Annotated in this window: 25 protein-coding genes and 3 pseudogenes; 1 reads left to right on the forward strand and 27 read right to left on the reverse strand. The window is 56.2% G+C overall.

Annotated elements, in window-relative coordinates:
• The 23 genes and pseudogenes from VU18_RS12075 to VU18_RS20345 all read right to left on the reverse strand — a co-directional run.
• On the reverse strand, nt 1–618 hold a 618-nt coding region (locus tag VU18_RS12075; RefSeq protein ID WP_047758233.1), incomplete at its 3' end, for a R2-like ligand-binding oxidase.
• Between the two features lie 111 nt (nt 619–729).
• The gene (locus VU18_RS12080) at nt 730–2,220 is read right to left on the reverse strand and encodes an aldehyde dehydrogenase (RefSeq protein WP_047758150.1); all 1,491 of its coding nucleotides are present in this window, start codon (nt 2,218–2,220) and stop codon (nt 730–732) included.
• Between the two features lie 58 nt (nt 2,221–2,278).
• Nucleotides 2,279–2,525, reverse strand: a pseudogene (locus VU18_RS20335) (hypothetical protein); the annotation flags it as partial.
• Nucleotide 2,526: 1 nt separating this feature from the next.
• Nucleotides 2,527–2,830 (reverse strand): annotated as a pseudogene (locus VU18_RS21280) (hypothetical protein); the annotation flags it as partial.
• 49 nt (nt 2,831–2,879) lie between these two features.
• On the reverse strand, nt 2,880–3,986 hold the full coding sequence (locus tag VU18_RS12090; protein ID WP_011232248.1) for a Zn-dependent alcohol dehydrogenase: 1,107 nt from the start codon (nt 3,984–3,986) through the stop codon (nt 2,880–2,882).
• A gap of 27 nt (nt 3,987–4,013) precedes the next feature.
• Entirely contained in the window at nt 4,014–4,340 is a 327-nt protein-coding gene (locus tag VU18_RS12095; RefSeq protein ID WP_011232249.1) for a hypothetical protein, read from the reverse strand.
• Nucleotides 4,341–4,356: 16 nt separating this feature from the next.
• Complete coding sequence (locus tag VU18_RS12100; protein WP_011232250.1) at nt 4,357–6,102, reverse strand: AarF/ABC1/UbiB kinase family protein; 1,746 nt, start codon at nt 6,100–6,102, stop codon at nt 4,357–4,359.
• Between the two features lie 20 nt (nt 6,103–6,122).
• Entirely contained in the window at nt 6,123–7,265 is a 1,143-nt protein-coding gene (locus VU18_RS12105; protein ID WP_011232251.1) for a thiolase family protein, read from the reverse strand.
• A gap of 114 nt (nt 7,266–7,379) precedes the next feature.
• Nucleotides 7,380–8,222: an SDR family NAD(P)-dependent oxidoreductase gene (locus VU18_RS12110; protein WP_044730574.1), complete on the reverse strand. Its 843-nt coding sequence runs from the start codon at nt 8,220–8,222 to the stop codon at nt 7,380–7,382.
• 15 nt (nt 8,223–8,237) lie between these two features.
• Nucleotides 8,238–9,029, reverse strand: a complete 792-nt coding sequence (locus tag VU18_RS12115; RefSeq protein ID WP_011232253.1) for an enoyl-CoA hydratase/isomerase family protein — start codon at nt 9,027–9,029, stop codon at nt 8,238–8,240.
• 97 nt (nt 9,030–9,126) lie between these two features.
• On the reverse strand, nt 9,127–10,341 hold the full coding sequence (locus tag VU18_RS12120; RefSeq protein ID WP_011232254.1) for an acyl-CoA dehydrogenase family protein: 1,215 nt from the start codon (nt 10,339–10,341) through the stop codon (nt 9,127–9,129).
• A complete protein-coding gene (locus VU18_RS12125) occupies nt 10,338–11,480 on the reverse strand; it encodes an acyl-CoA dehydrogenase family protein (protein ID WP_011232255.1) in 1,143 nt (380 codons plus the stop codon). The genes VU18_RS12120 and VU18_RS12125 overlap by 4 nt, the downstream gene beginning before the upstream one ends.
• A 20-nt stretch (nt 11,481–11,500) precedes the next feature.
• The gene (locus VU18_RS12130; RefSeq protein WP_011232256.1) at nt 11,501–13,036 is read right to left on the reverse strand and encodes a long-chain fatty acid--CoA ligase; all 1,536 of its coding nucleotides are present in this window, start codon (nt 13,034–13,036) and stop codon (nt 11,501–11,503) included.
• Nucleotides 13,037–13,171: 135 nt separating this feature from the next.
• A complete protein-coding gene (locus VU18_RS12135) occupies nt 13,172–13,522 on the reverse strand; it encodes an SCP2 sterol-binding domain-containing protein (protein ID WP_047758152.1) in 351 nt (116 codons plus the stop codon).
• A 136-nt stretch (nt 13,523–13,658) separates the two neighbouring features.
• Nucleotides 13,659–14,171 (reverse strand): hypothetical protein, encoded by a 513-nt coding sequence (locus VU18_RS12140; RefSeq protein ID WP_011232258.1) that lies wholly within the window; start codon nt 14,169–14,171, stop codon nt 13,659–13,661.
• A gap of 232 nt (nt 14,172–14,403) precedes the next feature.
• Nucleotides 14,404–15,594 (reverse strand): acetate kinase, encoded by a 1,191-nt coding sequence (locus VU18_RS12150; protein ID WP_011232259.1) that lies wholly within the window; start codon nt 15,592–15,594, stop codon nt 14,404–14,406.
• Nucleotides 15,595–15,973: 379 nt separating this feature from the next.
• On the reverse strand, nt 15,974–16,963 hold the full coding sequence (locus VU18_RS12155) for a class I SAM-dependent methyltransferase (protein ID WP_047758153.1): 990 nt from the start codon (nt 16,961–16,963) through the stop codon (nt 15,974–15,976).
• A 119-nt stretch (nt 16,964–17,082) separates the two neighbouring features.
• On the reverse strand, nt 17,083–17,583 hold the full coding sequence (gene tpx / locus VU18_RS12160; RefSeq protein WP_011232261.1) for a thiol peroxidase: 501 nt from the start codon (nt 17,581–17,583) through the stop codon (nt 17,083–17,085).
• A gap of 124 nt (nt 17,584–17,707) precedes the next feature.
• The gene (ytfJ, locus tag VU18_RS12165) at nt 17,708–18,172 is read right to left on the reverse strand and encodes a GerW family sporulation protein (protein WP_011232262.1); all 465 of its coding nucleotides are present in this window, start codon (nt 18,170–18,172) and stop codon (nt 17,708–17,710) included.
• Between the two features lie 11 nt (nt 18,173–18,183).
• A complete protein-coding gene (locus VU18_RS12170; RefSeq protein WP_025039240.1) occupies nt 18,184–18,873 on the reverse strand; it encodes a DUF2953 domain-containing protein in 690 nt (229 codons plus the stop codon).
• Between the two features lie 109 nt (nt 18,874–18,982).
• A complete protein-coding gene (locus VU18_RS12175; RefSeq protein WP_011232264.1) occupies nt 18,983–19,456 on the reverse strand; it encodes an RDD family protein in 474 nt (157 codons plus the stop codon).
• Nucleotides 19,457–19,468: 12 nt separating this feature from the next.
• Nucleotides 19,469–20,093 (reverse strand): signal peptide peptidase SppA (gene sppA, locus VU18_RS20340; protein ID WP_236687383.1); only part of this gene is annotated, 625 nt, incomplete at its 5' end.
• A gap of 1 nt (nt 20,094) precedes the next feature.
• A pseudogene (locus VU18_RS20345) lies at nt 20,095–20,476 on the reverse strand (signal peptide peptidase SppA); the annotation flags it as partial.
• A 109-nt stretch (nt 20,477–20,585) separates the two neighbouring features.
• Here VU18_RS20345 and VU18_RS12185 point away from each other — a divergent pair.
• On the forward strand, nt 20,586–21,389 hold the full coding sequence (locus VU18_RS12185; RefSeq protein ID WP_047758155.1) for an NAD kinase: 804 nt from the start codon (nt 20,586–20,588) through the stop codon (nt 21,387–21,389).
• A gap of 163 nt (nt 21,390–21,552) precedes the next feature.
• Here the strand turns inward: VU18_RS12185 and mbcS are convergent, their stop codons facing one another.
• From mbcS to VU18_RS12205, 4 genes are all read right to left on the reverse strand, one after another.
• Nucleotides 21,553–23,145: an acyl-CoA synthetase MbcS gene (gene mbcS / locus VU18_RS12190; protein ID WP_021322110.1), complete on the reverse strand. Its 1,593-nt coding sequence runs from the start codon at nt 23,143–23,145 to the stop codon at nt 21,553–21,555.
• A gap of 137 nt (nt 23,146–23,282) precedes the next feature.
• Nucleotides 23,283–23,486: an alpha/beta-type small acid-soluble spore protein gene (locus tag VU18_RS12195; protein ID WP_011232268.1), complete on the reverse strand. Its 204-nt coding sequence runs from the start codon at nt 23,484–23,486 to the stop codon at nt 23,283–23,285.
• Between the two features lie 81 nt (nt 23,487–23,567).
• The gene (thiI, locus tag VU18_RS12200; protein ID WP_011232269.1) at nt 23,568–24,773 is read right to left on the reverse strand and encodes a tRNA uracil 4-sulfurtransferase ThiI; all 1,206 of its coding nucleotides are present in this window, start codon (nt 24,771–24,773) and stop codon (nt 23,568–23,570) included.
• 4 nt (nt 24,774–24,777) lie between these two features.
• Nucleotides 24,778–25,923 carry a cysteine desulfurase family protein gene (locus VU18_RS12205; protein ID WP_011232270.1) on the reverse strand — a complete coding sequence of 382 codons (1,146 nt, stop codon included), beginning with the start codon at nt 25,921–25,923 and terminating at the stop codon, nt 24,778–24,780.
• Nucleotides 25,924–26,081 lie beyond the last annotated feature (158 nt).

Consider the following 26,081-nt stretch of genomic DNA (forward strand, 5'->3'; position numbering starts at 1 on the left):
AATGTGCCGCCCTTCGTCCATGTTCAAGTAATCGATTCCTTGCAAAAGGCCCGGGAACAGCCCGGCTTTTTTGTAAATTTGCCGGAACGTGTAATAGCCTGATTCGGCGAGCGTCCCTTCGACGATCATGTTGTAGACGGTGGCGGCGCGGATGACCGCTTCCGGCGAATCGTCGGCATACAGCCGGTTCATCGCTTCCGGCAGCGCTTCGTAAAAGATGCGTTTGTAATGGTCGTTATGGAAGACGGACAAGTCCATTTGTCCGATGCCGACAGCTTGCTGCCAGCGGGAGAACATCTCGACGTGTTTCGCCTCGTCGTGCATAAACGTCGTCAAAAACAAGACATCCTCCAGACGCCCTTGGCGCGCGAGGGCGTGCGCCATCGGCAAAATGTCGAGCGTCACCGCCTCTTCGCCGGCGGAGAAACCGGCGACAAGCGGGAGCGCGGAAATTTTTTCTTCGCTCGTCAAGCTGGCAAAATCTTTCTGATCTTGGCTGAAGTCGATGTCAGCCGGATTCCATTTCCCGTTTCGTTTCGCTTTTTCATACAACTTAAACATCGGATGTTCCCAATCGATCGTCGCTTTCACCGTTTGAAAACCGTCATGATGGACCATCCTATTCCCTCCTTCTATCGTTCCGCTGCGCTGGAATCGGTTCATCTTTCACCGAATGTCCTCTGAAAGGAGGCACGTGTTCCCTCCACAAAAGAGCGCCTTCCCCGCCTGTTAAAACAACGTCATCGGCCGGTCATTCAAGTCGCAAATAACCGTTTTCGTCTCGAGATAAGCATCAAGCGCCTGCATACCAAGCTCTCTCCCGAGTCCGCTTTGCTTGTACCCGCCAAACGGCGCGGTCGGTGACAGCACTTGGTACGTGTTGAGCCACACCGTTCCGCTTTTCACCCGCCGGGCAAGACGGAGCGCCCGCTTGATGTCGTTCGTCCACACGGCGGCCGCCAAGCCGTACATCGTCCCGTTGGCGATGCGGACGGCTTCTTCCTCATCGGCAAACGGAATGACTGCCGCCACCGGGCCGAAAATTTCTTCACAGGCGATACGCATCGATGGCGATACATCGGCAAACACCGTCGGTTCGATGAAATAGCCGCCGCCACCCCCGTCCAAAGCCCTTCCCCCGGCCGCAAGCCGCGCTCCTTCCTGCTTGCCGATCTCAATGTAGCGCAACACTTTCTCGTATTGCTCCCGGCTGATGACGGGGCCAAGGTCGCTGCGCGGGTTCGTCCCGGGGCCGACTTTCAGCTTTTTCGCCCGCTCAGCCAACCGCTCGACAAACGGTTCGTACACCGTCCGCTCCACTAAAATGCGGCTTCCCGCTTGGCATACTTGCCCGGAGTTGTAGAACACGCCAAACAGCGCGCTTTTCGCCGCCTGTTCGAGATCGGCATCGGCAAAGATGATGTTCGGCGACTTGCCGCCAAGCTCGAGCGTCACCCGCTTAATGTGGGGAGCGGCCGCCTGCAAGATGTGGCGCCCGGTTTCCGTTTCGCCGGTAAAGGCGATTTTCGGCACGCGCGGATGGCGGACGAGCGCTTTTCCGGCCTCATCGAGTCCAGGCAGGACGTTGATGACGCCTTCCGGCACGCCGGCCTCATGGCAAATCTCAGCAAGCTTCAACGCCGTCAGCGGCGTTTCCGGCGCCGGTTTTACCACCATCGTACAGCCCGCCGCCAGCGCTGGGGCGATTTTCCACGTCGGCATCAAAAGCGGAAAGTTCCACGGGGTGATGAGCCCAGCCACCCCGATCGGCTCCTTCATCGTCCACGCCATATAATCCGGCGCCGAGCCGGCGACGGAAAACGGCAGCACCTCCCCTTGCGGCTTGACGACAAGCGAGGCGAAAAAGTCGAAGCAGTCGGCGGCGAGCGGAATTTCAATAAACAACGCTAGATTGATCGGCATGCCGTTTTCCCTTGTCATCAGCCGGGCCAATTCATCGTGATGCTGGCGGATCAGTTCAGCGATGCGGCGCAAGATGCGTCCGCGCTCAAGCGGGGAAATGGCCAGCCAGCGCCGATCCGAAAACGCCTCTTCGGCGATGGCGACCGCCGCGTCAACATCGTCCTCGCCAGCGTTGGCGACGCGGGCCGTCACTTCGCCCGTCGCCGGGTCGATGACGTCAAACCGTTCGCCGCTGGCAGCCGGCCGCCATTCTCCATCAATCCATAAATCGGCTTCCGTCGTTTGCGCCGAAATCATTGTGATCTCCTCCTTTCCATCGCTCCACGTTCCCGATTGATCGGATCTTGAAACCAAGCTACGGCAATAAATCGCTCCGCCCGATTTCCTGCAAATAGTCGCGGTACGCCGGGTAAATGGCGTCAAGCTGCGGCAATACTTTCAAGGCGTTCACAAGCGGGCCTTGCACTTTGATTTGCTGGCGGGCGAGCGCCTGCTGCAAGTCGAGCTTCCCAAGCCAAAACTTATGCCCGACATCCGCCGTCTGCTCAAAAATGAGCTCCGGGCGCAGCGCTGTTTCGCCGCAGACAATTTTCAATTTCCCANTTTCATGCGTCCACGTAATTTTCGCTTCCGGCTTATGGAAAATGTATTGGACAAACGCGTCATATCCAGGTCCTAGCTCCGTCGCCGCAATCAATTCTTTTGACTCTTCCGTTTCGGCCACGCGTTCAAAAAAGCGGCCGAGAACGTCATACAGCTCCTGCTCGCTTTGAAACACCGGCATGTCAATCCCCCTCTCGTCTCGATCGTTCCACGTTTTTTTCGATCCCCTTGTTTGCCCGCCCAAACACCGGCCTTCCCGTTTTCGTCCAAGGGCAGATGGAACGCCCTCTTTCCGACCGCCCAACGGCTTCTCTTGTTTGTTCACCCAAACGCACGCGGGGCGGCTTGTCGTCTCATTCTTCAAAGCGAATGATGCCGCGAATGTTTTGCCCGCTCTTTAAGGCGGCGAATCCGTCGTTGATTTGATCGAGCGAATAGACGGCGCTGATGAGCGGTTCGAGCTTCAGCTTGCCCGCCGCGTACAAATCAAGCAGCTTCGGGTAGTCAATCGGCGGATTGCCTTGGCCAAGCCAAGAACCGGTCAACGCTTTGGATTGGGACGGCAGCGAAAAGGCGTTGATCTCCACCGCTTCATGCGGCGCGGCGATGCCGACGATGACCGTCGTTCCCGCTTTTCGCGTCATGTTGTATGCGTCGGCCATCGTCTCCGGGCGGCCGATCGCTTCAAACGCATAGTCGACGCCGATGCCGTCGGTCAAGTCGAGCACGGCGCTGACGGCATCGTCCTCGCGGGCGTTTACGGTGTGCGTCGCCCCGAACGTTTTCGTCATCGCCAATTTTTCCTCGACAATGTCGACGGCGATAATTTGTTTGGCCCCGGCGAGCGCCGCTCCTTGGATGATGTTGAAGCCGACGCCGCCGGCGCCAATCACAGCGACTGTGCTGCCCGGGCGCACTTGCGCTGTATGAATGGCGGCGCCCACCCCGGTCATGACGCTGCAGCTGATCAATGCCGCCAACTCAAACGGCACATCACGGCGAATCGGGATGGCTGCCTGCTCCGGCACGATGGTGTACTCGCTGAACGCGCCGGCGGTTAAAAATTGATAGACGGGTTTTCCATGCAGCGAAAAGCGCGTCGTCCCATCCGGCAGCGTGCCGGTCGCCATCAGCCGAGCCGCCTCCTCGCATAGATCGGGCCGCCCGGTGCGGCAATAGCTGCACGTCCCGCATGACGGCACCCAATTGAGCACCACATGGTCGCCTTGTTTGACACTTGTCACCCCTTCCCCGACTTCCTCGACAATGCCCGCTCCTTCGTGGCCGAGCACAATGGGAAGCGGGAGCGGCAATTGCCCTTGAACCACATGCCAATCGCTATGGCAAAGGCCCGCCGCTTTCATTTTCACTTTGACCTCCCCGCGCTTGGGGCTTGCCAAATCCAGTTCTTCGATTGACAGCGGCTCCCCGTAGCGGTGCAATACTGCGGCTTTTGCCATGTCGTTCCCTCCTTTTCCATCCGCCCATTACGCCCGCTTGCCGGCCATATCCGCTTCCTCTTCACGGATGCCGCGGCCCCGCAATGCATCCAAATAGGCGTCCCATTCCTGCTTGAGCGTTTCTTTCAGCTTGAAAAGGCCGATGACGAGCGGCCGGGTCGAATGGTCTTGCAAAAACACATCGCGGATGACATCCTCAAACTCTTCCTTTTTCCCCGGCAGGCCGTGGTCTTTCCCATACAGCAAATGCTTATCGAGCAACCGCCGGATCGTCGGGCTTCCCGGCCCGCCGCTTTGCCGGTAAAACGCTTCGATGCGCTTTGACATCGTCAGCTCTTCTTGTTCCTCGCGCATGTTCCTTCCTCCCTCTTTAAAATCGCGGCCGCTGTTTGCGCGTCCGGAACAGCCGCCAGCCAAGGAAAACGACCAAGATGACAGAAACGGCCAACCCGATGTTGGCGATCGTCGTTTTCTCCATGCCGAGAAACGTTCCGCCCGGGATGCTGGCGACAATAAACCCGGTGGCCATAATGATGGCAAACGCGATGAGGGAAAGCGCCAAACGGTTGGCGATTTGGTTGAGCGTATTGCGCGTCACCGGGTCGGTTTGGACTTGCACGGTCATGCGCCATTTGTTTTCGGCCATCGTCTCCAACACTTTGTTGAACCGGCGCGGGAAGGTGGCGATCATTTCCGCCGTTTCAGCGACAAGACTCGCGTTGGCGCGAAAATTAAAGCGCTTTCCGAGGATGCTTTTTAAAATTGGAATTTCATACGCCTCCACGACTTCGCCGTACGAAATTTCCGGGCAAATCCAGCGCGCCGTCCCTTCGGTGGCGGAAAATCCTTTCGCCCAAAGCGCCAAGCCGTTCGGGACTTTGCAGTAGTTGCGGAGCCCGATCGCCGTCGCTTCAAGGACGAGGCGGCCGTAGTTGTAGCGGCTGCTCCCTTGATGGGCGGACACATAGTTTAACGTCAACGTCCGCAGTTCATCTTTCAATTTGACAACATCGGTGTAAATGGTGGGCGACATCAGTTCCATAAACACTTCGGCGGCGTCTTCCGCCTGGTTGAGCTGGATGTGCAAAATGACACGCATCAAAATTTGCGCCATCACGCTGTCCATCCGCCCGGTCATCCCCCAGTCGATGATGACCGCCTTTTTCGTCCGCTTGTCGATCATAATGTTGGAACCGTGGGCATCCGCATGATAATGGCCGTCGAGCATCGTTTGCACGTAATGATGGACAAGATCGATCATGATGTTGATCCGCTCTTCGAAGGTGAGAAAATCGACAGGGAAGTCTTTAATGAGCCAGCCGTCAATGTATTCCATGATCAAGACGCTTTTCGTCGCTTCATACACGTGCGGAACCGTGACATGTTCAGCCCTCCTTTCGTACTTTTGCTTCATTTCTTGCATTTTTCTTGCTTCTTCCGTCATGTCCAGCTCATCCATGGCGCTGCTGTAATAATCTTGCACGAGCCCCCCGAGGTCAAGGGCGGCCTGCAGTTCAGGCGGCAGCCGCTTTTGCAGGCGGGCGGCCATTTTTTTAATGATGGCGATATCGGTTTGAAACAGTTTTTCGACCGTCGGGCGCACGACTTTGACCGCGACAACCGGCCCGTCTTTAAGTTTCGCTTTGTACACTTGAGCGAGCGACGCCGAGCCGAGCGGCTCCTCCTCAATCCATTCAAACGTCTCCAAGCCGTCAGGCAGCTCCCGCTCCAAAATGTATTCGATTTTGGCAAACTCAATGGGCGGCACCCGGTCAAGCAATTTCTCCAGCTCAAGCGTAATCGGCTCTGGCAATAAGTCTTGCCTTGTGACAAGCACCTGCCCGAGCTTGATGAACGTCGGGCCGAGCTCCTCAAACGCTAGGCGCAGCCTCCGGCCGATATGGTGCAAATATTGTTTGTCTCCCTCGTTCCCTCGCAGCTTGCGGGCAATGGCGTCGCCCAGCACCATGCCAAGCCCGTTTTTGACAAGCACAGCGATGATTTTCCGCCGCCGTTTTCCCGCCGTAATGGCAGCCAGCTCCTCTTCAATGGCAGCGCCAATGGCCGCAAAGTCGCGCGCTGGTTTTGGCTTGGCCGTTTCGAGTGATGCGTGCAACCCGCTTTCCTCCTTTCTGCTTACAGCCGCTCGATGATCGTGGCTGTCGCCATGCCAAAGCCGATGCACATCACTTGCAATCCGTATTTCCCGTCCATGTCCTCAAGCTCATGGAGCAGCGTTGTCATCAGCCGGGCGCCGCTCGCGCCGAGCGGGTGTCCGAGGGCGATCGCTCCGCCGCGCGGATTGACTTTTGCCATATCCGGCTCGAGCTCCCGCTCCCACGCCTTCACGACCGAAGCGAACGCTTCATTGATTTCGATGACATCGATTTGCTCAAGGCGCAGTCCCGTTTTTTCGAGCACGCGGCGCGTGGCCGGGATGACGCCCGTGAGCATCAGAATCGGATCTTCGCCGACGACCGCGCGGGCGACGATGCGGGCTCTCGGTCGCAAACCGAGCTGCCGGGCTTTTTCTGCCGACATGAGCAGCACGCCGGCCGCTCCGTCGCTCACTTGGCTTGAGTTGCCGGCCGTGATGACACCGCCTTTTGGCTGAAATGATGGCGTTAACGCTGCTAACTTTTCGAGCGAGGTGTCGCGCCGAATCCCTTCGTCGCGGGTGAAGGACACCGTCCCCTCCTCGCCCGGCACGTCAAGCGGAATGATTTCCCGCTCAAACATCCCGCGGTCGGTTGCCGCCGCCGCTTTTTCATGGCTTTGCAAGGAAAACGCATCAAGCTCTTCCCGCGACAATCCCCATTTTTTCGCGATCATCTCCGCAGAAATCCCTTGCGGCACGATGTTGTACCGACTTGTCAGCTGGCGGCTGAACCGCCCCATGTCGCTTCCCATCGGAACGCGCGTCATGCTTTCGACCCCGGCGGCGATGGCGATGTCGATGTCGCCAGCCAAAATCGCTTGCGCCGCGTTATGGATGGCCTGCTGACTCGAGCCGCACATCCGGTTTAAGGAAAACGCCGGCACTCCGACCGGAAATCCGGCGGCGAGCACCGCTTGGCGGGCGATGTTGCCCCCTTGCTCTCCGGTCATCGTCACACAGCCGACGATGACATCTTCCACCAGGCCGGCATCCAGCCCATTTCGGTCGACAAGCGCCCGCAGCACCGGAACAAGCAAATCGACCGGATGGACGCTTGAGAGCGCCCCTTTTTTCTTGCCGATCGCCGTGCGCACGGCGTCAACAATCACCACTTCCCTCATGCCGCTCCTCCTGTTCCGTATCAAAATCGAACCGTTTTCCTGCGCGGCTAGAGCCGCCGCAGGCCTCTCTTCCTATGTTCAAATCGCCACATTCCAAAGCGGGCCGCTTATTCATCAGAACGTAAACAATTCGATGCCGCCTGAAACATTCAACCCAATCCCCGTGATGTACTTCGCTTTATCGGAACAAAGGAACACGATGGCGTTGGCGACGTCTTCCGGTTCGCCCGGGCGGCGGAACGCCGTGCGCTGGATCATCCGCTCGTTCATTTTCGGATTGCCCATGCGGAACGCTTCTGTATTGATGATGCCCGGCACGATGGCGTTGACGGTGATGCCGTAGCGCGCCCCCTCAAGCGCCATGCTTTTCGTAAAGCTCAACACCGCTCCTTTCGTGGCCGAATAGCTCGCTTGGCCAAAGCCGCCAAGCGTCCCGGCGACGGACGACATGTTGATGATCCGCCCCCATCTTTGTTCTTTCATATACGGCCATACCGCTTTTGTACAGTTGTACGTGCCGGTCAGGTTCACCCGCAAATCGCGCTCCCAAAACTCATCGTTTTGCTTTTCGATTTGCGAAACGTGGTCGAGCGTGCCGGCGTTGTTGACGAGAATGTCAATGGAACCAAACTCTTCCTTGACGCGGGCAAACACTTCTTTCACTTGCTCGCGGTCGGTGACGTCCATTTTGAGAGCCAGCGCCCGCCGCCCCATGGCGCGAATGTCTTCCGCTGTCTTTTCGGCGTACACCACTTTTGTACTCTGCATCACTTGTGAGAGCGGCCCATATTTTTGCGCCGTCTGTTTGCTTTCTTCATCCGATTCGAGCAAAATATCGGTAATGACGACATCCGCTCCCGCTTCGGCAAGCGCCAAGGCATCCGCGCGCCCGAGGCCGCGTGAGGCGCCGGTGACGACCGCCACTTTTCCTTTCAGCAGTTCCGCCCATGACGACATCGGTGATCCCTCCGTTTAACGTAAAAATTGCGGTTGTTTCTTTTGGAAAAACGCCGCCAGCCCAATCGCCGGCTCTCCTGTCTTAAACGTTGCCGCAAATGACGCCGCTTCGATGCCAAATCCGTCTTCTGGAAGCCCTTCGGCCGCATAGATGGCCCGCTTGGCGAGCCCCATCGCCCGCACGGCCCCTTCTGACAGTTGCTCGGCAAACGCCGACGCCTCTTCTTCCAACCGCTCCGGGGGCGTGACGCGATGAACAAGGCCGAGTTCGAGCGCTTCTTGCGGGTCAAGCCGTCTGGCAAGAAAAATGAGTTCCGTCGCTTTCGCCCGCCCGACGAGGCGCGTCAACCGCTGCGTGCCGCCCGCGCCGGGAATGAGGCCGAGCGAGACTTCTGTCAGGCCGATTTTGCCGCCGCCCATGATGCGGAAATCGCACGCCAGGGCCAATTCACAGCCGCCGCCGAGCGCATAGCCGTTGATGGCCGCGATGACCGGCTTCGGCATCGTCGCGAAGCGGTCAAAACAGCGCTGCATGCGGGCGCTTTGTTCGGCGATGCCCGCTTCATTGCCGGCAAACTGGGTTCCTCGCTGAATCATGTCCTTTAAATCAGCGCCGGCGAGAAACGTTTTCGGATGGGCCGACGCGATGACGACAACGCGCACTCCGCGGTCGGCTTCCAATTCATCGGCCGCTTTCTCCAATTCTTCCATTAATCGCTCGCTAATGGCGTTCGCCGGCGGGTTGTGGATCATCACCCAAGCGACTCCTTTGTTTCGCCGCTCTATGCGCAACGTTTCATAAGGCATCGGAATTCCCCCTTTCGTTCAATCGAACCGGCAAACTTCACAAATGATCATCGCTCTCCACCGCGAGCGGAGATGTTTGGGTCGCCGCCTCGCTCTTCTATACGTGCACGCCGTATGGCGCATACAACCGTCTTGCTGTGACAAGGCGCTGGATTTGCTGCGTGCCTTCAAAAATATCAAACACTTTCACATCGCGGTACAATTTCTCGACCAAATGTCCGCCAAGGCCGACGGGACCGAGCAGTTCAAGGCACATAGCGCAGACATGAAGCGCCATTTTACCGGCGACTGCTTTGCAGACGGCCGCTTCCATCGCATTCGGCTCGCCAATGTCGGCTTTCCACGCCGCTTCCCACGTCAACAGGCGAGCAGCGTCAATCTCTTGCTCCGCCTCGGCAAGCAGGGCGGCTGCTTCATAGTACAACCGTCCTTGTTTCGGGTACTCGCTGCGAACGATGTCAAGCGTATATTCATAGGCGGCGCGGGCGATGCCGACGGCCATGGCCGCGACGATCGGCCTCGTGCTGTCAAATGTTTTCATCGCCACTTGGAAACCGGACGGTTTATTCGCATTTGCGCTATACAACTCTTCACCGCCAAGCAAATTTTCATCAGGAACAAAGCAGTCTTCAAACAAGAGCTCCGCCGTTTCATTGGCGCGCAAACCCATCTTATGGACGGTGCGGGTCGCGACAAATCCCGGCGTCCCTTTTTCGACGACAAACGCCCGGTGCCCGGCGCGGCCCAACTTCGGATCAACCGTGGCGAACACGACGACCCAAGAAGCGCGGGCGCCGTTGGTGATGAAAATTTTTTGCCCGTTTAATACATAGCCGCCGTCCACTTTTTTCGCCGTCGTGCGGATGCCGGACGCGTCCGAGCCGGCTTCCGGTTCCGTCAAGGCGTAAGCTCCCCAGCGCGGCTCCTCCTTCGTGAAAATGGACAAAAACCGCCGTTTCTGCTCCGGCGTGCCGCTCGATTGAATCGGCGGCCCGCCAAGGCCAGGGCCGGGAAGGGAAAGGGCGATGCCTGGGCATCCCCACGCGAGCTCCTCAGCGGCGATGACGGCCACGCGGTTGCCTTCGCGCTCTTTTTTCTCTTTCTTTCCTTCCGCATGAGACGGCGGACGCCCTCCGCCAAACGAAGACGCATTCAGCTGGATGCCCATTTTGTTGACTTTTTGCAGCCATTCGTCCGGCACTCGCCCGAGCCGGTCGGCCTCCAGCGCGATCGGGCGCACTTCATGTTTAGCAAACCAATGAACGAGTTCTTTGATTTGTTTTTGCTGCGGTGAGAATTCAAAGGAAATCATGGCGCCACCCTCTCTTTCCGTTTGCCCAGCAGCTGTTCGCCGCGGCGGATGAGCCAGTCCGTTTCCCGGCCGTACAGCATCACTTGCGCTTGGGCGTCGCGCATCCATTTTTCGGCTGGGTATTCTTGCACGTACCCGTGCCCGCCGAGCATTTGCACGGCCTGATCGGTGACATAGCGCAGGGAACGATGAGCCCGCGACAACGCCCTCCAGGCGTAGCCGCCCGCCTGTTCATCCCCTTGGTCAACCGCAGCGGCCGCTTGCCATACAAGCAGTTTCGCCCCGCGGCATTCGAACGCCATCTCTGCGATCGTAAATGACACCCCTTGGAACTTGGCGATCTCTTGTCCGAACGCCTTTCTTCCCGCAGTGTATTCAATGGTGTAATCAAGCGCCGCCTCCATCAAGCCGACTTCCTTCGCCGCTTCGATGACTTGGTTTCGGGCGCGCACGCGGTTGAGCAATGCGTCCGCTTCCGGTCCGCGGGCAACGAGTTGTTCCGGACCGGCGTACACTTCCGCAAACCGAAGGCGAGCGATGCCGGCAGCAAGCAGCCCAAGCCTTATGTCTCCTTCTTCGATCTCCCATACTCGCTCATCAAAGGCGAGCAATACCGTTTCCTCTTCTTCGTCCCTAGCGGCGATGACCGCCCAGTCGGCTTTCGACGCCAAGCGGACTGGAGACGACACCCCGTCCACAATATATCCGCTGCCGCGCCGGCGCACGCGAATCGCTTCCTTCAGCGGTTCTTTTTGTTCCGCTTCGTCGATCCAGGAGACAGTCGGCCATCCGCCTTTCGCCATCTCCCGGTACCGGTGCCACACGCGGTGCTCGGAAGACAGACGAAAGAGGGAAGACGCCTCTTGCGCCCCCGGAAGCCCTTGAATGACGCCTAAATCGCCATAGCTGAGCCCTTGCCAAATGAGCGCTTGCGACAGAAGGGGCAGTTCCAAGCCTCCCCACGATTCCGGGAGCTCGAGCGCCGACAAGCCGAGCTCATCCACCCGGTCACTCAAGTCAGCCGAAACGGTCCGGCGTTTCTCACATTCTCTCGCGGCCGGCCGAATTTTCTCGACGGCAAGGCTGCGGGCGACTTGAAAAAACGCCTGTTCTTCTTCAGTCGGTTGAAACGAAATCACCTTGTCCCTCTCCTTTTCCATTATGATTGGACAGCGGGAATAAACTCGCTGGCCCATTCACGCAGCTTCTTTTTGTCGATTTTGCCGATGATGTTTTTCGGCAGGTAGCCGACCTTTTTCAAAAAACGCGGGCTTTTGTATTTCGCCACCCGCTTTTGGCAAAACTCGATCAGCTCCTCTTCGGTCACTTGGGACCCACGTCGGACGACGACATATGCGGCGACTTCTTCCCCCATTTTCGGCGAAGGGACGCCGACAACGCCGGCTTCAAGCACATCCGGATGGGACATAAGCAGTTCCTCGATATCGCGCGGATAAATGTTGAATCCGCCGCGAATGATGACATCTTTTTTCCGGTCGACGATAAACACGTACCCGTCTTCATCGATGCGCGCCATATCGCCGGTATACAGCCAGCCGTCGCGCAGCGCTTGGCGCGTCTCTTCGTCTTTTCCGTAGTAGCCTTGGAAAACGTTCGGGCCGGAAACAATCAGTTCTCCGACTTCGTTCGGCGGCAGGCGGTTGCCGTGTTCATCGACGACAGCCACTTGCACGCCAGGCAACGGAAGCCCGACCGACCCCGGCTTGATCGGCTTCGTCGGATCGGTCGCCGTCACAATCGGCGCCGCCTCGGACAGACCGTATCCCTCCAAAATCAGGCAATTGAACTTGCGTTGAAACTGCCAAGCGAGCGACGGCGGCAACGAAGCCGAGCCGGACACGCACGCGACCAAACTGGATGTGTCATAGCGGTCCGCCTCGGGGCAATAGCACAACGCATGGAACATCGCTGGCACCATCGCCGTATGCGTCACTCGATGCCGTTCGATTGTCTCCAGCACTTTTTTCGGCTCGAAATACGGCAGGAGGACGATCTTGTCGCCCAATAACAGCGCGACGTTCATCATCGTAAAACCGAACGCATGGGAGATCGGCAGCACGCCAAGACCGACGCGGTCATATTCGGTAGGCAGCCGCTTCGCCATCTCGGCCGCTGCTTCCGCGTTGGCATACAAATTGCGGTGCGTCAGCACGACCCCTTTCGGATGGCCGGTCGTTCCCGATGTGTAAAGCAAGGCGGCAGGGGCATTTTCGGTGACTGCCGCCAGCGGCATGCTGGCAGGAGCTTGCTCCATTCTTGTTCGCAGAGAGCGCGGTGAATGAGGATCGTCAATCGTAAACATCATCGGAGGCGCCGGCAAGCCATTGGCGGCCTCTTTCGCTTTCGCCCACAGCATTTCCGCCGTCAGCACAACTTTCGGTTCGCAGTCTTTAAAAATGTAATGGAGCTCCTGCGTCTGCAACAGCGGCAACACCGGCACGACAACCGCTCCTGCTTTCAAGACGCCGCTGAAGGCGACTACTACTTCTGGGCTGTTCGGCATCGTTACAACAACGCGGTCGCCCGGCTTGACCCCAAGTTCAATCAACGCATGAGCCAGCTGGGACGAACGGGCGTCGCAGTCCACGTTCGTATATTCGTTTCCTTCAAAAATCAGTGCCGGATAAGGACCGAACCGCTCGATATTTTTCGTCCAAACCGTTCGTAAATCCATTCCCCCGTCTCCTTTAACCAAATTAGGCGGGCCTGCGAAAAAGGCCAAGCCCGCCGCCTTTCGTCTCCTTCCTTCTGACGGTCGGCGCTGTTGTCAATGCACGGAAAAACATGCCGGCCGGCTTTCTTGTTGTGCTTATTGGCTTTGATTGGCGCTGTTGTAGGCGGACAGCACTTCTTGGAGCCGCAGCGCCAGCCCCATGTCCCCGTCAATGCGAAGCCGCCCGCTCATAAACGCTTCCGTTCCGTTGAGCTCGCCGTCCACCATTTTTTTAAAATCCTCGCTGTCCATGCTGAGCGTGCAATCAGGCGTTTCTTGCTCCCCTTCAATGACAAATCCAGCGTCTGGGCGAAGGACGACTTGGTACACCCCCGCATCAGACCCGCTTAAGTTAAACTGGTACACCGCGACAATCCCATCGGCGCGGGATGGGTCTTCCCTCAATTGCGAATCGATCAGTTGGAAAATGTCTCTTACCGTCGTCATCTTCATGGCCTCCTTAAAAATTTAGAACTGTCTGAAATTTCATTTTGTACTTTTACTATATCGCGTTTCCGTTTCATGTCCTATCCCGAAAATCGTCGGAACTTTCTTTCCTCCCTCGCGGCGCTCCCCGATGTTTTTACGCCTTTAAAGCATGGAGAAGCGCGCGCTCATCGATCAGTTCCAAATAGCGCCGATAAAGCGGAAACGCCGGCACGATGCGCGGCAACAGCTGCAACGCCTTCGCTTTCGATCCTTTTGCCTTCATTTTTCCGGTCATGAGCGCCAATGGAACGTTGATGTTGCCGCCCCAAAATTGGTGGGCGATATCGCCGGTCGTCTTGATGGCGACATCAGGCGCATCGATTGCCTGCCCGAAATAAATGGCGTAGTTTTCACCGGTTTCCGGCCGCCTCGCATCGATGCTGATGACCGCCTCCGGATCGGTCAAATAAAAGACGAACGCGGCGCGGGAACGGCGGATTTGTTCTCCAATCCGATTGATTTGCTCCACCTCGTTGCCGTATTCCTTATACGCTGGATGCCGCTCCCACCAGCTGCGCAGCTCAAATTCCGTCCTTGGGCGCGACGGAATTTGCATAAACTCGCCAATCACCCGATACACATGAGCATCATCACGAAACAATGCCATATCCGTTCACTCCCTTCAACCGAGTATGCACTCTCATTTTGGCGTGAAACAACGCCGCCGGCAATTCCGATGATTGCCGGGGAGACGAAAAACGCAAGACATCTCCGTCCGGAGTTGTTGAAACAAGAATCAAGCGCACCAAAGCGGCAAAACAAAAAAATGGCTGCCCCGTTTGTTTGGGGCAGCCGTTTTGGCCAAAATGGCTGCAACGATTCTTTTTATTACAATCCGCTTACAAATTCGCCAGCCGCATGACGTCGCGGGCGATCATCAACTCTTCATTGGTCGGGATGACGAGCACTTTGACCGGCGAGTGCGGATAGCTGATGAACGCTTCCTTGCCGCGCACTTTGTTTAGGATGGGATCCCAGTAAACTCCCATAAACTCGAGGCCGCGCAACACTTTCGCCCGCACGACTTCGCTGTTCTCGCCGATGCCGGCGGTGAAGATGATGGCATCGACTCCGCACATGCGCGCCGCATACGAGCCGATGTACTTATGAATGCGGTTCGCAAACACTTCAAGTGCCAGTTCCGCGCGCTCATTTCCTTCGGCGGCCGCTTTTTCCAAGTCGCGCAAATCGCTCGAGATGCCGGACAGACCGAGCATGCCGCTCTTTTTGTTCAGCACTTCAATCACTTCATCCGCAGTCATTCCCGTTTTTTCCATAATGTACGGGATGAGCGCCGGGTCGATGTTGCCGGAGCGCGTTCCCATCGCCACGCCGGCTAATGGCGTAAAGCCCATGGACGTGTCGATCGACTTGCCGCCCTCAACCGCCGCGATGCTCGCCCCGTTGCCTAAATGGCACGAGATGAGGCGCAGCTGTTCGATCGGCCGGCCGAGAAGCTCCGCCGCCCGCTGGGTGACGTATTTGTGCGACGTGCCGTGGAATCCGTACTTGCGGATGCCGAATTTCGTGTAATACTCATATGGCAAGCTGTATAAAAACGACTGTTCCGGCATCGTCTGGTGGAACGCCGTGTCAAACACCGCCACGGCCGGCACGTCCGGCAGCACTTCCTGAAACGCCCGAATGCCGACGAGGTTGGCCGGGTTATGGAGCGGGGCGAGCTCGGACACTTCTTCAATTTGCTTGATGACGTCCTCGGTGATGAGCACCGAATCACTGAACTTCTCCCCGCCGTGGACGACGCGGTGCCCGATGCCGTCAATTTCGTCAAACGAACGGATAATGCCGTAGCGAATGAGCTTATCAAGCAGCATTTTAACGGCCGCGGCATGATCCGGAATCGCCGTCACTTCTTGATGTTTTTCACCGTTTACGACAATGGTGAAAATCGCGTCGTCAAAGCCGATCCGTTCGACGACCCCTTTGGTCAACACCGTTTCTGCCGGCATCTCAAACAGCTGGAATTTCAACGAGGAACTTCCCGCATTAATGGCTAGCACTTTCGCCATCGAAAACACAGCTCCTTTTTTGCCAAAATCCGCTCGCGCTTACCGTTAGTGTGCGCGATTGGGCGCCGTTTCACTATGCCTTTTTCATTGTATGCCTCCCGTTTTCGCGTTTCAAGCGCGGCTTTGTTTCGCAACCGGTTGCAAGAAAAAGTTTTTATGTTGTGAAAAATGAAAACGGAGCTGACCGAAAAGGTCGGTGAAAAACAGCGATTCTTCGATGAAGAAAAGAGCAACATTTATCATCTTGAGCCGAGAAGACCCCCCACTTCCACGCGTGAGCGCAAGGGGAGGAAGATGCAACCTCTCGTTTTGTGAAGGGGCTTGACGGCCTATACGGTGATCAAAAAGGGCGTCCCGCTGCGTTTGGGACACCCTTTCTTCAACGTTCTTTTTCCTCGGTGATCCAGGCGTCGATTTTCGCCATCATCGCCTGCATCGCCGATTTGTTGGAAAACCGCGGCAGCTCGACAAGCAGCACGTGTTTTGGCTTTTTGACGTTCGGCCCTTTCTTTTGCAAAATCAACACGCTTTTTGCCGCCTGATCGTTTTTAAACATCGACAGCGGCAGCTGCAAGACTCCTTGGACAATGGCCGCCTCTTTTAAAAATTCGTTCAGCTGCCCCGCCTGCGGGCTCGAGAACAACATATTCGGGATGAGGAAAAACAAGTAGCCGCCCTCTTTCGTATAGCGCAAGCTTTGCTCGATGAACAAATGATGGGCATACGACCGGCCTTCCTTCGCTTTTAAGGCGAAGCGGGCGGCATTGTCGTCATCCGGGTAATAGCCGACCGGCAGATCGCAGACGACGACGTCAACCGGCTCAACAAACAGCGGCCTTAGGCTGTCTTGGTTAAACAGCTGCACCGGATGCTTTTGCAAGTTCGCGTTGACGTACGCCAATTTGACAAGCAGATCATCGACATCGCTGCCGTAGCTCGCCGCCTGTTTTCCTCGAAGGCCGTTTAACACCGCCGTCAATAAATTCGCCGTGCCGACGGCCGGGTCGAGGATCTTAAGCGCCAAATGCGAGCGCGTAAACTCGCGGACCAAATACGCCAAAAACAAACTGACCGCATCCGGAGTCATTTGGTGGTGCGGCTGGACATGCTTGCGCATCCCTTTTAACACCGCAAGCTGAAACGCCTTGCGGATTTCTTCGTTTTGAAACCGTTCCAGCATCAGTTCGCGATACTGCTTTTTCAGCCGTTTCGCGTTCAGCTCGCTCACTTCGCTTTGCAGCACGTCGCCGTGGAACAAATTCTCCCCCGTCTCCGCGACGGCTTCTAAATACGTGCATTGCAATTCTTCTTGCAAAAGTTGGGCCGTTTCATCGAATACCGTGAACAACCGTTCGACTGGCGTCATCATCTGTACGTCCCCACCTTTCTGCCAACGTCCCTTCTGTATATTGTACGACCGTCCGCCTCGCGCCGCAAGAAAAGCGCCGATAGGAACGAAAAGGCCCCGAACGGGTCGGGGCCTTTTCATTATTTCGCCGCTTTCGCCGCTTCAATCGCCGCTTCGTAGTTCGGATGGTTCGTCACTTCCGGCACGTATTCGACATACGTCACTGTGTCATTGCTGTCGATGACAAACACGGCGCGGGCAAGCAGGCGCAGTTCTTTGATCAAGACGCCGTATGCTTGTCCGAACGAAACATCGCGATGGTCGGACAACACTTGAACGTTCTCAATGCCGGCGGCGCCGCACCACCGCTTTTGCGCAAACGGCAAATCGACGCTGATCGTCAACACTTTCACATTGTCGAGCTTTGCCGCTTCCTCGTTAAACCGGCGCGTTTGCGCGTCGCAAACTCCGGTGTCGAGCGACGGAACGACGCTGATCAGGCGGACGTGCCCTTTCGTATCCGCGAGCGTCACTTCCTGCAAGTTTTGATCAAGCACGGTGAAATCCGGCGCTTTGTCGCCGACTTTCACTTCGTTGCCGACAAGCGTCACCGGCTGCCCTTTAAACGTCACATAGGCCATGGGTTCTCTCCCCCTTTAGAGAAAATATGTACTACTTCCATACTAAAACGCGGAACGGAATTTTTCAACGATTTTGTCCGTTCATGACAGCAGACAAACAAAAGGCCGGACGCCAACGGTCCGGCTAAATGTCAAAGTCGTCTGCTTTTTGGCCTGCGGCGCCGTCTTTCTTGTTTTTCTTCAGCATCGCCTGAATCTTCTCAAACGCCTGCGGCGCGACATCGAGAATTTTTTCGTATAAGTGCGTGCTTTCATCCAAATGGAGCAGCTTCACCCCGGACGAGTTGACGACGAGAAACGCAATCGGCGTAATCGAGACGCCGCCGCCGCTGCCGCCGCCAAACGGATGTCCGTTCCCTTGGGCCTGCCCGTTCCCGTCGGCTTGCGCCCCTTGGCGGCCATTTTGTTGGCCGTCAAGCATAAACTCGCTGCCGCCGGCGGCAAAGCCAAACCCGACTTTCGAAACGGTCAAAATGACACTGCCGTCAGGCGTCTCCACCGGGTCGCCGATAATCGTATTGACGTCGATCATTTGTTTTAAGTTTTCCATCGCTGTTGTCATCAGCCCTTGAATCGGATGGTTCGTCATCGTCATTCCTCCTAGTAGCCTTCATTTGCCTGCTTGGCCGCCAATGGGTTTCGCTTTGGCAGCCGCCGTCCGCGCCAATGTTTGACCACTCGCAATCCTGCTACCATAGCATGCCCGATTCGAAACTGAATCATACATAAAAACACCGTTTCCGAAGCGGCCCGATCGTAGGCCGGAACGATGACGACAGCCGGAGTTGTTTTCATGTTCATATAGCGGCTCGCCGCGCCGATGATCATGTATTTCAGCGACCAGCCAAGCCCCACGAGCAAGCCGGTTGACGCGGCGTCGCCGGTGCCGATTCTCGTTTTCCACTCCCATTTCGTAATCGTCACGTGGCGATAAAATTGTTTCATAATTTCATGCAAGTCGACGACTTGCTCGAGAAACCGTTTCAGCTGTCGAAACAGGTCAGCGATTTTTTTTAGGGTCAATTTCCCTTTCTTTTCCTCCTTCCCGCGCGTTCCCTCCACTCCTTTTTTCTGGAGAAACGCCACTCCCGGCGCATCCGGATCCATGTCCAGCTTGATGAGCGGAATGCGGACAGTATAGCGGAGGAGGCCAAACAGCGTGCGCACCACGACTTTGCATTCATCGTCGTCTTTCACATGGCGAAACACGACCGTCACCGATACTTTCATCCAGGCGACGAGAAGAAGCAAAAGAACAACCGTTGCGATGACCGCGATGACTGCTTTCAATGTCCGCCCTCCCTTTCATCATACATTGTCGCCATCTGGAAAAAAAATAAACCTGCCGTTTCGGCAGGCGGACATTGGTTGACGTTCTGTTCTTGATGCAGGCGGATTGTTACTCGCGGACGACGATCGTATCCGCGAACTGGTCATGCATCCCTTTTTTCTTTTCGGAAAACGCAACAAACAAAAAACCGATGAACAGCAATTTTTTCGCGATGAATTTGCCGACGACTTCGCGAAACAACACGGTCAGCCAGGTGAGCGGCTCGCCGCGCTCATCGACCACTTTTAAGCCGAACACCATTTTGCCAAGCGTCTGCCCAAACGCTTTCGTCATCAACACGAAATAGGCGTAAAAGACGACGGCGGCCGCGACCGCCGCTGGCGCGAACAAACCGTCCTGCGCAAGCGGCCAATCGAACAGGCGAAAAAGCGGCCAAACGATGAGCCGGTTGAGGCTCGAGACAACAATGACATCAAGGCAATACGCCCAAAAACGAAGCCAAAAGCCGCCGTAGCAGAGGGGGCGCTCTGCCGGCGGGAGATGATGATCCGCCAGCGTCGCCGTTATTTGCATGTCCGTCATGTTTCCACTCCTTTATTCGGCGTATAAATACATAAGCCGCGGCGAGGAAGGGCGCGACAACAGGCGGATGAGCCCGGCCGCCTCGCTGTCCGGCTTCATCCGGTTCGACACCATCTCAAAGAGAGAGCTCCACGGCGCATCGTTCACGTATTTTACGACTTGAGCGCCGGTTAAATGATGCTCTTTTTTGAGCGCAGCGATCGCGTCATCCAAGTAGCCGAACTCGTCGACAAGGCGGAGCGCCTTCGCCTGTCGCCCGTCATAAATGCGGCCGTCCGCCAGCTTGCGCACCGTGTCTTCCGGCAGCTTTCTCCCTTTGGCTACCACATCAACAAACGCATCATACGAATCATTGATCAGCCGCTGCAAAATCTTCCGTTCCGCTTCGGTCATTTTGCGCGCCGGATTCATGATGTCTTTGTACGGCCCGCTTTTGATCGTGACAAGCTCCACGCCGTACTTCTTTGCCAGCCCTTCATAGTTGACGCTTTGCATGATGACGCCGATGGAGCCGGTGATCGTCTCCGGGCTGGCGAAAATTTTATCGCCGGCCGCAGCGATATAGTAACCGCCCGAGGCGGCCATGGCCCCCATCGATACGTAAATCGGCTTGTTCGTCTTCTTTTTCAGCTTCATCNGCTGATCGTAAATTTCCGCGCTTTCCGCGACACCGCCGCCCGGCGAATTGATGCGCAAGATGATCGCTTTGACGTCTTGATCCTCTTTCGCCTGTTTGATCATTTGCAAAAACGTTTGGTGGTTGTACTGTGATGAGGAAAGAAGCGACTCCGCTTCCCCCGCATCTTGAATAACTCCGTTCACTTCCAACACAGCGATTTTTTTCAACGGGTCGCCCTCGGCGATGACTTCTTCGCTAAATGGCGACTCCATGAGCGCCAGCCAGCTTTCCGACCAGCCGCCGGCCTTGTCGGACAAAAGAACGCCAACCGCTTGAACAAGCACCGAGATCACAAACAAGGCGGCGGCGATGGCCAACGCGGTCCATCGTTTTCGATTCATCGTCTTCCCCCCTGCATCGGCTGCCCATATTTTTAGAATCCTGGCAAACGTGGTACAATATTCATTGTACATCGATTGATTAGATGATGCCATCGGGAGGACGCAAAACATGGATATGGAACGCAACCGTCTTTATTTTTTTTATAAGCGCGACGACAAGCTCATCGAACGGGTGAAGCCGCTCATTGAGCTGGCAGAGCGCGGTCCGTTTGTGGTCGTCGACGACTATCGGGAAGCGAACATCATCGTCAGCATCGGGGATGACGGCGCGTTTTTGCAGGCGGTGCGGCAGACGGGATTTCTTCCTGACCGTTTGTACGTCGGCGTGTCCGTCTTGCCGGCGCGCGGGTTTTACTGCGATTTCCATATTGACGACATCGATCATATGATGGAAGCGGCGAAAAATTGGAAACTCGAAGTGCGGCGCTACCCAATCATCGAAGTGACGATCGACGGCGCGGCTTCGTTTTTCTGCTTAAACGAATGTTCGATCCGCTCGCAAATCATTAAAACGATGGCGATCGACGTTTTCATCGACGACTTGCATTTCGAGACGTTCCGCGGCGACGGCATCATCGTTTCGACGCCGACCGGCAGCACCGGCTACAATAAATCGGTGCACGGAGCGGTCGTCGATCCGCTCTTGCCGTGCTTTCAAGTGAGCGAACTCGCCTCGCTCAACAGCAACCGCTATCGGACGCTCGGCTCGCCGTTCATTTTGAGCGGCTCGCGGACGTTGACGCTGAAAATGTCGGAAGAAACAAGCCATTTTCCAATCATCGGCCTCGACAATGAAGCGCTCAGCATCCAGCATATTGAGCGGATTGACATTCGTTTAAGCGACCGGGTGGTCAAAACGGTGCGCCTAAAAGACAATTCGTTCTGGGATAAAGTGAAACGCGTCTTTTTGTGAAGCGTGTGTCTGTTCTCCCGGCGAAACACCGGATCTAAAATGGCGAATCCGTTCGACGCGCATGCGGCAAGAGGGTGTCTCGCAACGAGACACCCTCTTGTTTGGCCGCTGTGCGGACATCGCTCCGCTTCTGGCAACGGCCAGCTCAATCGGCTCTTTCTGCTTACAACGACCGGCCGGCAAGGCGGGCTTCCCGCTCGCGCAGCTCGACGCGGCGGATTTTTCCGGACGCCGTTTTCGGCAAATCGTCGACAAACTCGATTTTGCGCGGGTATTTGTACGGCGCCGTCAACTGTTTCACATGTTCTTGCAGGGCCGGAATCAGAGACGGATCGTCTTTGTCGACCCCGTCGCGCAGCACGACAAACGCTTTGACAACATGGCCGCGCACTTCATCCGGACTGGCGACGACGGCGCACTCTTTTACGGCTGGGTGCTTGACAAGCGCGTCTTCGACTTCAAACGGGCCGATCGTATAGCCGGCGCTGATGATGATGTCATCCCCGCGGCCTTCAAACCAGAAATAGCCGTCTTCGTCTTTGCGCGCTTTGTCTCCCGTAATGTAGTAGTCGCCGCGGAACTGCATCGCTGTCCGCTCCGGATCTTTGTAATAATACTTAAACAGCGCCGGCGTTTCGATATGGACGGCGATGTCGCCGACTTGTCCGGGCGGGCACGGCTCGCCGTTTTCATCGATAATTTCGACGCGGTTGCCTGGCGTCGGTTTCCCCATCGAACCCGGCTTGATGGGCATTCCTTTCATGACGCCGACAAGCAGCGTGTTTTCTGTCTGGCCGTAGCCGTCGCGCACTTCGACGCCGAAATGCTTGGCAAACGTGTCGATCACTTCGCGGTTGAGCGGCTCTCCGGCGGACACGGCGCTGTGCAAATGAGATAGATGATAGCGGCCGATGTCCGGCACTTTCGCCATCAAACGATACTCGGTTGGCGTGCAGCACAGCACATTGATGTTGTATTTTTCCAATAGCTGCAAATATGTTTCCGGCTCAAAGCGGCCGTAGTAGACGAAACCGGTCGCCCCCGAGCCGAGCACCGATAAAAACGGGCTCCAAATCCATTTTTGCCATCCCGGTCCGGCCGTCGCCCAAACGAGGTCGCCTTCTTCAATGCACAGCCAGTTTTTCGCAGCCGTGCGCAAGTGGGCGTACGCCCAACCATGGCAATGGACGACCCCTTTCGGATTGCCGGTCGTGCCGGATGTGTACGACAAAAACGCCATATCATCGCGCGAGGTATCCGCCGCCTCGAGCGTTTCGCTCTCTTTGGCCATGGCGTCTTCAAGCGGAATCCATCCGTCCCGGGGTTCCCCGATGACGAACTTCGTCAAACGTTCGATGCCGCCAATCGGCGCAAATTCGTCCGTATACGGCGCATAAGCGACAACCGCTTTCGCTTCGCTATGGACGAGCCGATATTGCAAATCCTTTGTCCGCAGCATCTCCGAGCTTGGGATGACGACAAGCCCGGCTTTGAGCGCCCCTATATACACTTCGTATGTTTCAATGAGGCGCGGCATCATGACGAGCACTTTATCGCCTTTTTCGAGCCCATGTGATAAGAAAGCGTTTCCAATTTGGTTGGCGCGCGCCATCAAGCGGCCGTATGTAATCTCTTTCGTTTCGCCTTGCTCGCTCTCCCATTTCAACGCGATCCGGTCCGGGTCGGCGGCCGCATGCCGTTCCATTTCCGATGTTAAATTGTAGCGCTCGGGAGCAATCAAGTCTTCCCGCCTCATCGTTCCTCTCCCCCTCTGTCTTGTTTCGCCTTGGTCGGCATCTCTATTATACAAAATAGTCGTTCTATTTTGAATACCGTTTTTCTCATATGAAAGCGGCGGGGAATGCCCCCGCCGCGTAAGCCATCATTATGAAATTAGAATTGGCGTGCGCCGCCCAATTGTTGCTGCGCCATGGCTACGAGACGTTTCGTGATCTCGCCGCCGACCGAACCGTTGGCGCGCGAAGTCGTGTCAGCGCCTAAGTTCACGCCAAATTCTTGAGCGATCTCATATTTCATTTGCTCCAGCGCTTGTTGCGCACCCGGAACAAGCAGTTGATTGCTGTTGTTGCGTGCCATCTGTTTTCACCTCCTTGTACCTATAGAATGTGTGAAAACAGATGGCGATATGCAGCGATGCTTTTTGGTAAATTTTGAGATTCAAAACAGCTCGGCAAACTCATCGCCCTGCCCTGTTTCTTCATCAATGACGAGCGTTTCTGTGTCATTGACTGCCTTTTCCAGAAGCGGAGCGAGGTCGAGCTGGCTCTCATAATGGAACACTTTTTCTTTTTTTGGCTTCGTTTTCGGCGCTCTTGGCGTAAAAATGGTGCAACAGTCTTCATACGGAAGAATGGAAATATCATGTGTGCCGATTTGCTTCGCCAGCTCGATAATTTCAAGTTTATCCATCGAAACAAGCGGGCGCAAAATCGGGGTATTGGTCACCTCATTGATCACGTACATGCTTTCTAGCGTCTGGCTCGCGACTTGGCCGAGGCTTTCGCCTGTGACAATCGCCAACGCCCGCTGGCGGCGGCGCAGCGCGTCGGTGATCCTAAGCATCGCCCGCCGAGTGGAAATGAGCGAGTACTCGTTCGGAACTCCTTGATAAATGGCTTGCTGCACTTCCGTAAACGGCACGATGTGAAGCTTGATTCTCCCGCCGTATGTCGTCAACTTGCGCACGAGGTCAATCACTTTTTGCTTCGCCCGTTCGCTTGTAAACGGCGGGCTGAAAAAGTGGACGGCCTCGATTTCCAAACCGCGCTTCATCGCCAAATAACCAGCAACCGGGCTGTCGATGCCGCCGGAGAGCATGAGCATCGCCTTGCCGCTCGTTCCGACCGGCAGGCCGCCGGCGCCGAAAATGTCGCGGCACGTGACATATGTCCCGTCTTGGCGCACTTCAATGCGCACGTCAATATCCGGCTCGCGCACGTTGACCCTAAGCCCGTCCGTCTGCCGCAAAATATGCGCCCCCACCTCGTAGTTCAGCTCGTCGCTTCGATACGGAAACTGCTTATCGACGCGGCGGGCGCTCACTTTAAACGTTTTTCCTTTGTATGGGAGCTGGCGGACGGCGGCGAGCGCCGTTTCCTTAATGGCGTCCAGATCGTTTTCGCACTTCATCGCCAGGCTGAACGAATGAATGCCAAAAACGGTTTTCAGCTTTTCGATGATCGGTTCATGCGGCTCGCCGTTTAATAAAATGTACATTCGGTCGCGCATATATTCAATCTGAATCCGCTCGAACGCCTGCAGTTTGCGGGCAATGTTGTTTTTAAGACGCCGGACGAAGATGTTCCGATTTTTTCCTTTCGTCGTCATTTCTCCGTAGCGGATCAAAATGCGGTCATAGTTCATCATCTTATTCCGTTACCTCGCTTAATGTTTTGATCGCCTGCTTGATCGCTGCCACCGCCGGCGCGATTTCTTCCCGGCTGTTGTCAAACGACAAGCTGATGCGAATGCCGCGCTCGGCTCGGTCTTCACCAAGCCCCATGGCCAAAAGCGTCTTGCTCGGCGCCTTTTTTTTCGATGAACAGGCTGACGTCGTCGAAACGTAGATTCCGCTTTTTTCCAGTTCGTGAACAAACACTTCCGGCTTCACGCCGCGCTTTAACGAAAAGTTGATGATATGAGGAGCGGCGCCATCGCGCGGCGTGTTGATCTCGATGTCTGGAATCGCCAAGAGCGCTTCAAGCCACTCGTCTTTCAATGCTTGAAGCCGGCCGATGTCCCGCTCGTAGCGCTCGAGCGCCAAGCGAAGCGCCTTCGCCATCGCGACGATGGCGGCGACATTTTCCGTTCCGGACCGAAGCTGCCGCTCCTGCCCGCCGCCGGCAATCAACGGCGCCAAGCGGACGCCTTCACGGACGTAAAGCAAGCCGGCGCCGCGCAATCCGTGAAATTTATGCGCCGATATCGTGCATAAATCGACACCGGCTTGCTTCAAGTCGAGCGGCACTTTGCTGATCCCTTGCACCCGATCGACGTGAAACAATGTTTTCGGATAGCGGGACAAGAGGGCGCCGATTTCTTCGATCGGCTGCACCGTGCCAACTTCGTTATTGACGTGCATGACCGACACGAGAATCGTATCGTCGCGCAGCGCGCGTTCCACTTGCTCAACCGATACCCTTCCTTCGCGGTCGACCGGCAAGTACGTCACCTCAAAACCAAGCTCCTCAAGCTGGCGGCACGGTTCAGCGACAGACGGATGCTCGATTTTCGTCGTAATGATATGCCGGCCGCGCCGCTGATATTGCCAGGCGACCCCTTTGATGGCGAAATTGTTCGCCTCCGTTCCGCCGGAGGTAAAAACGATTTCGTTCGGCTTAACGCGCAGCATGGCGGCGATTTGTTCACGCGCCTGCGCCAAAAGCCGCTCCGCCTTCATGCCCAGCCCATGGAGCGACGACGGATTGGCAAAATAGTTCGTTGCGACGGCGACGAACGAATCGATCACCTCGGGAAATGGTTTGGTCGTCGCACTGTTGTCAAGATAAATCATCGCTTCCATCCTCCGCTCATTGTCGGCAAAATATCGCTGTACATCGTCCATCTTAACCAAAACAGGCGCCAATCGACAACGAAAACACACCGTCATTTACATTATTCACCAAAAACCCATTGAACAATCTCCCACCTGCGCTTAGAGGTGGGAGATTC

Origin of the sequence: Geobacillus sp. ZGt-1 (assembly GCF_001026865.1) — a bacterium.
Taxonomy (GTDB): Bacteria; Bacillota; Bacilli; order Bacillales; family Anoxybacillaceae; genus Geobacillus; species Geobacillus thermoleovorans.

Coding starts and splice junctions, on each gene's coding strand:
- VU18_RS12175 (WP_011232264.1), bottom strand. CDS start 19,456: ATGACGGACATGCAAATAACGGCGACGCTGGCGGATCATCATCTCCCG.
- mbcS (WP_021322110.1), bottom strand. CDS start 23,145: ATGAGGCGGGAAGACTTGATTGCTCCCGAGCGCTACAATTTAACATCG.
- VU18_RS12095 (WP_011232249.1), bottom strand. CDS start 4,340: ATGCGCGAGGAACAAGAAGAGCTGACGATGTCAAAGCGCATCGAAGCG.
- VU18_RS12150 (WP_011232259.1), bottom strand. CDS start 15,594: ATGGCGAAAGTGCTAGCCATTAATGCGGGAAGTTCCTCGTTGAAATTC.
- VU18_RS12130 (WP_011232256.1), bottom strand. CDS start 13,036: ATGGATTTACGAACGGTTTGGACGAAAAATATCGAGCGGTTCGGTCCT.
- VU18_RS12080 (WP_047758150.1), bottom strand. CDS start 2,220: ATGATTTCGGCGCAAACGACGGAAGCCGATTTATGGATTGATGGAGAA.
- VU18_RS12105 (WP_011232251.1), bottom strand. CDS start 7,265: ATGAGGGAAGTGGTGATTGTTGACGCCGTGCGCACGGCGATCGGCAAG.
- VU18_RS12155 (WP_047758153.1), bottom strand. CDS start 16,963: ATGATGACGCCAGTCGAACGGTTGTTCACGGTATTCGATGAAACGGCC.
- VU18_RS12090 (WP_011232248.1), bottom strand. CDS start 3,986: ATGGCAAAAGCCGCAGTATTGCACCGCTACGGGGAGCCGCTGTCAATC.
- VU18_RS12205 (WP_011232270.1), bottom strand. CDS start 25,923: ATGATTTATCTTGACAACAGTGCGACGACCAAACCATTTCCCGAGGTG.
- tpx (WP_011232261.1), bottom strand. CDS start 17,583: ATGGCCTATGTGACGTTTAAAGGGCAGCCGGTGACGCTTGTCGGCAAC.
- thiI (WP_011232269.1), bottom strand. CDS start 24,773: ATGAACTATGACCGCATTTTGATCCGCTACGGAGAAATGACGACGAAA.
- VU18_RS12115 (WP_011232253.1), bottom strand. CDS start 9,029: ATGCCTTATGAAACGTTGCGCATAGAGCGGCGAAACAAAGGAGTCGCT.
- VU18_RS12135 (WP_047758152.1), bottom strand. CDS start 13,522: ATGACGACGGTAAGAGACATTTTCCAACTGATCGATTCGCAATTGAGG.
- VU18_RS12120 (WP_011232254.1), bottom strand. CDS start 10,341: ATGATTTCCTTTGAATTCTCACCGCAGCAAAAACAAATCAAAGAACTC.
- VU18_RS12185 (WP_047758155.1), top strand. CDS start 20,586: ATGGATATGGAACGCAACCGTCTTTATTTTTTTTATAAGCGCGACGAC.
- VU18_RS12140 (WP_011232258.1), bottom strand. CDS start 14,171: ATGGCATTGTTTCGTGATGATGCTCATGTGTATCGGGTGATTGGCGAG.
- ytfJ (WP_011232262.1), bottom strand. CDS start 18,172: ATGACGAACCATCCGATTCAAGGGCTGATGACAACAGCGATGGAAAAC.
- VU18_RS12110 (WP_044730574.1), bottom strand. CDS start 8,222: ATGTCGTCATGGGCGGAACTGCTGAAAGGAAAAGTGGCGGTCGTCACC.
- VU18_RS12195 (WP_011232268.1), bottom strand. CDS start 23,486: ATGGCACGCAACAACAGCAATCAACTGCTTGTTCCGGGTGCGCAACAA.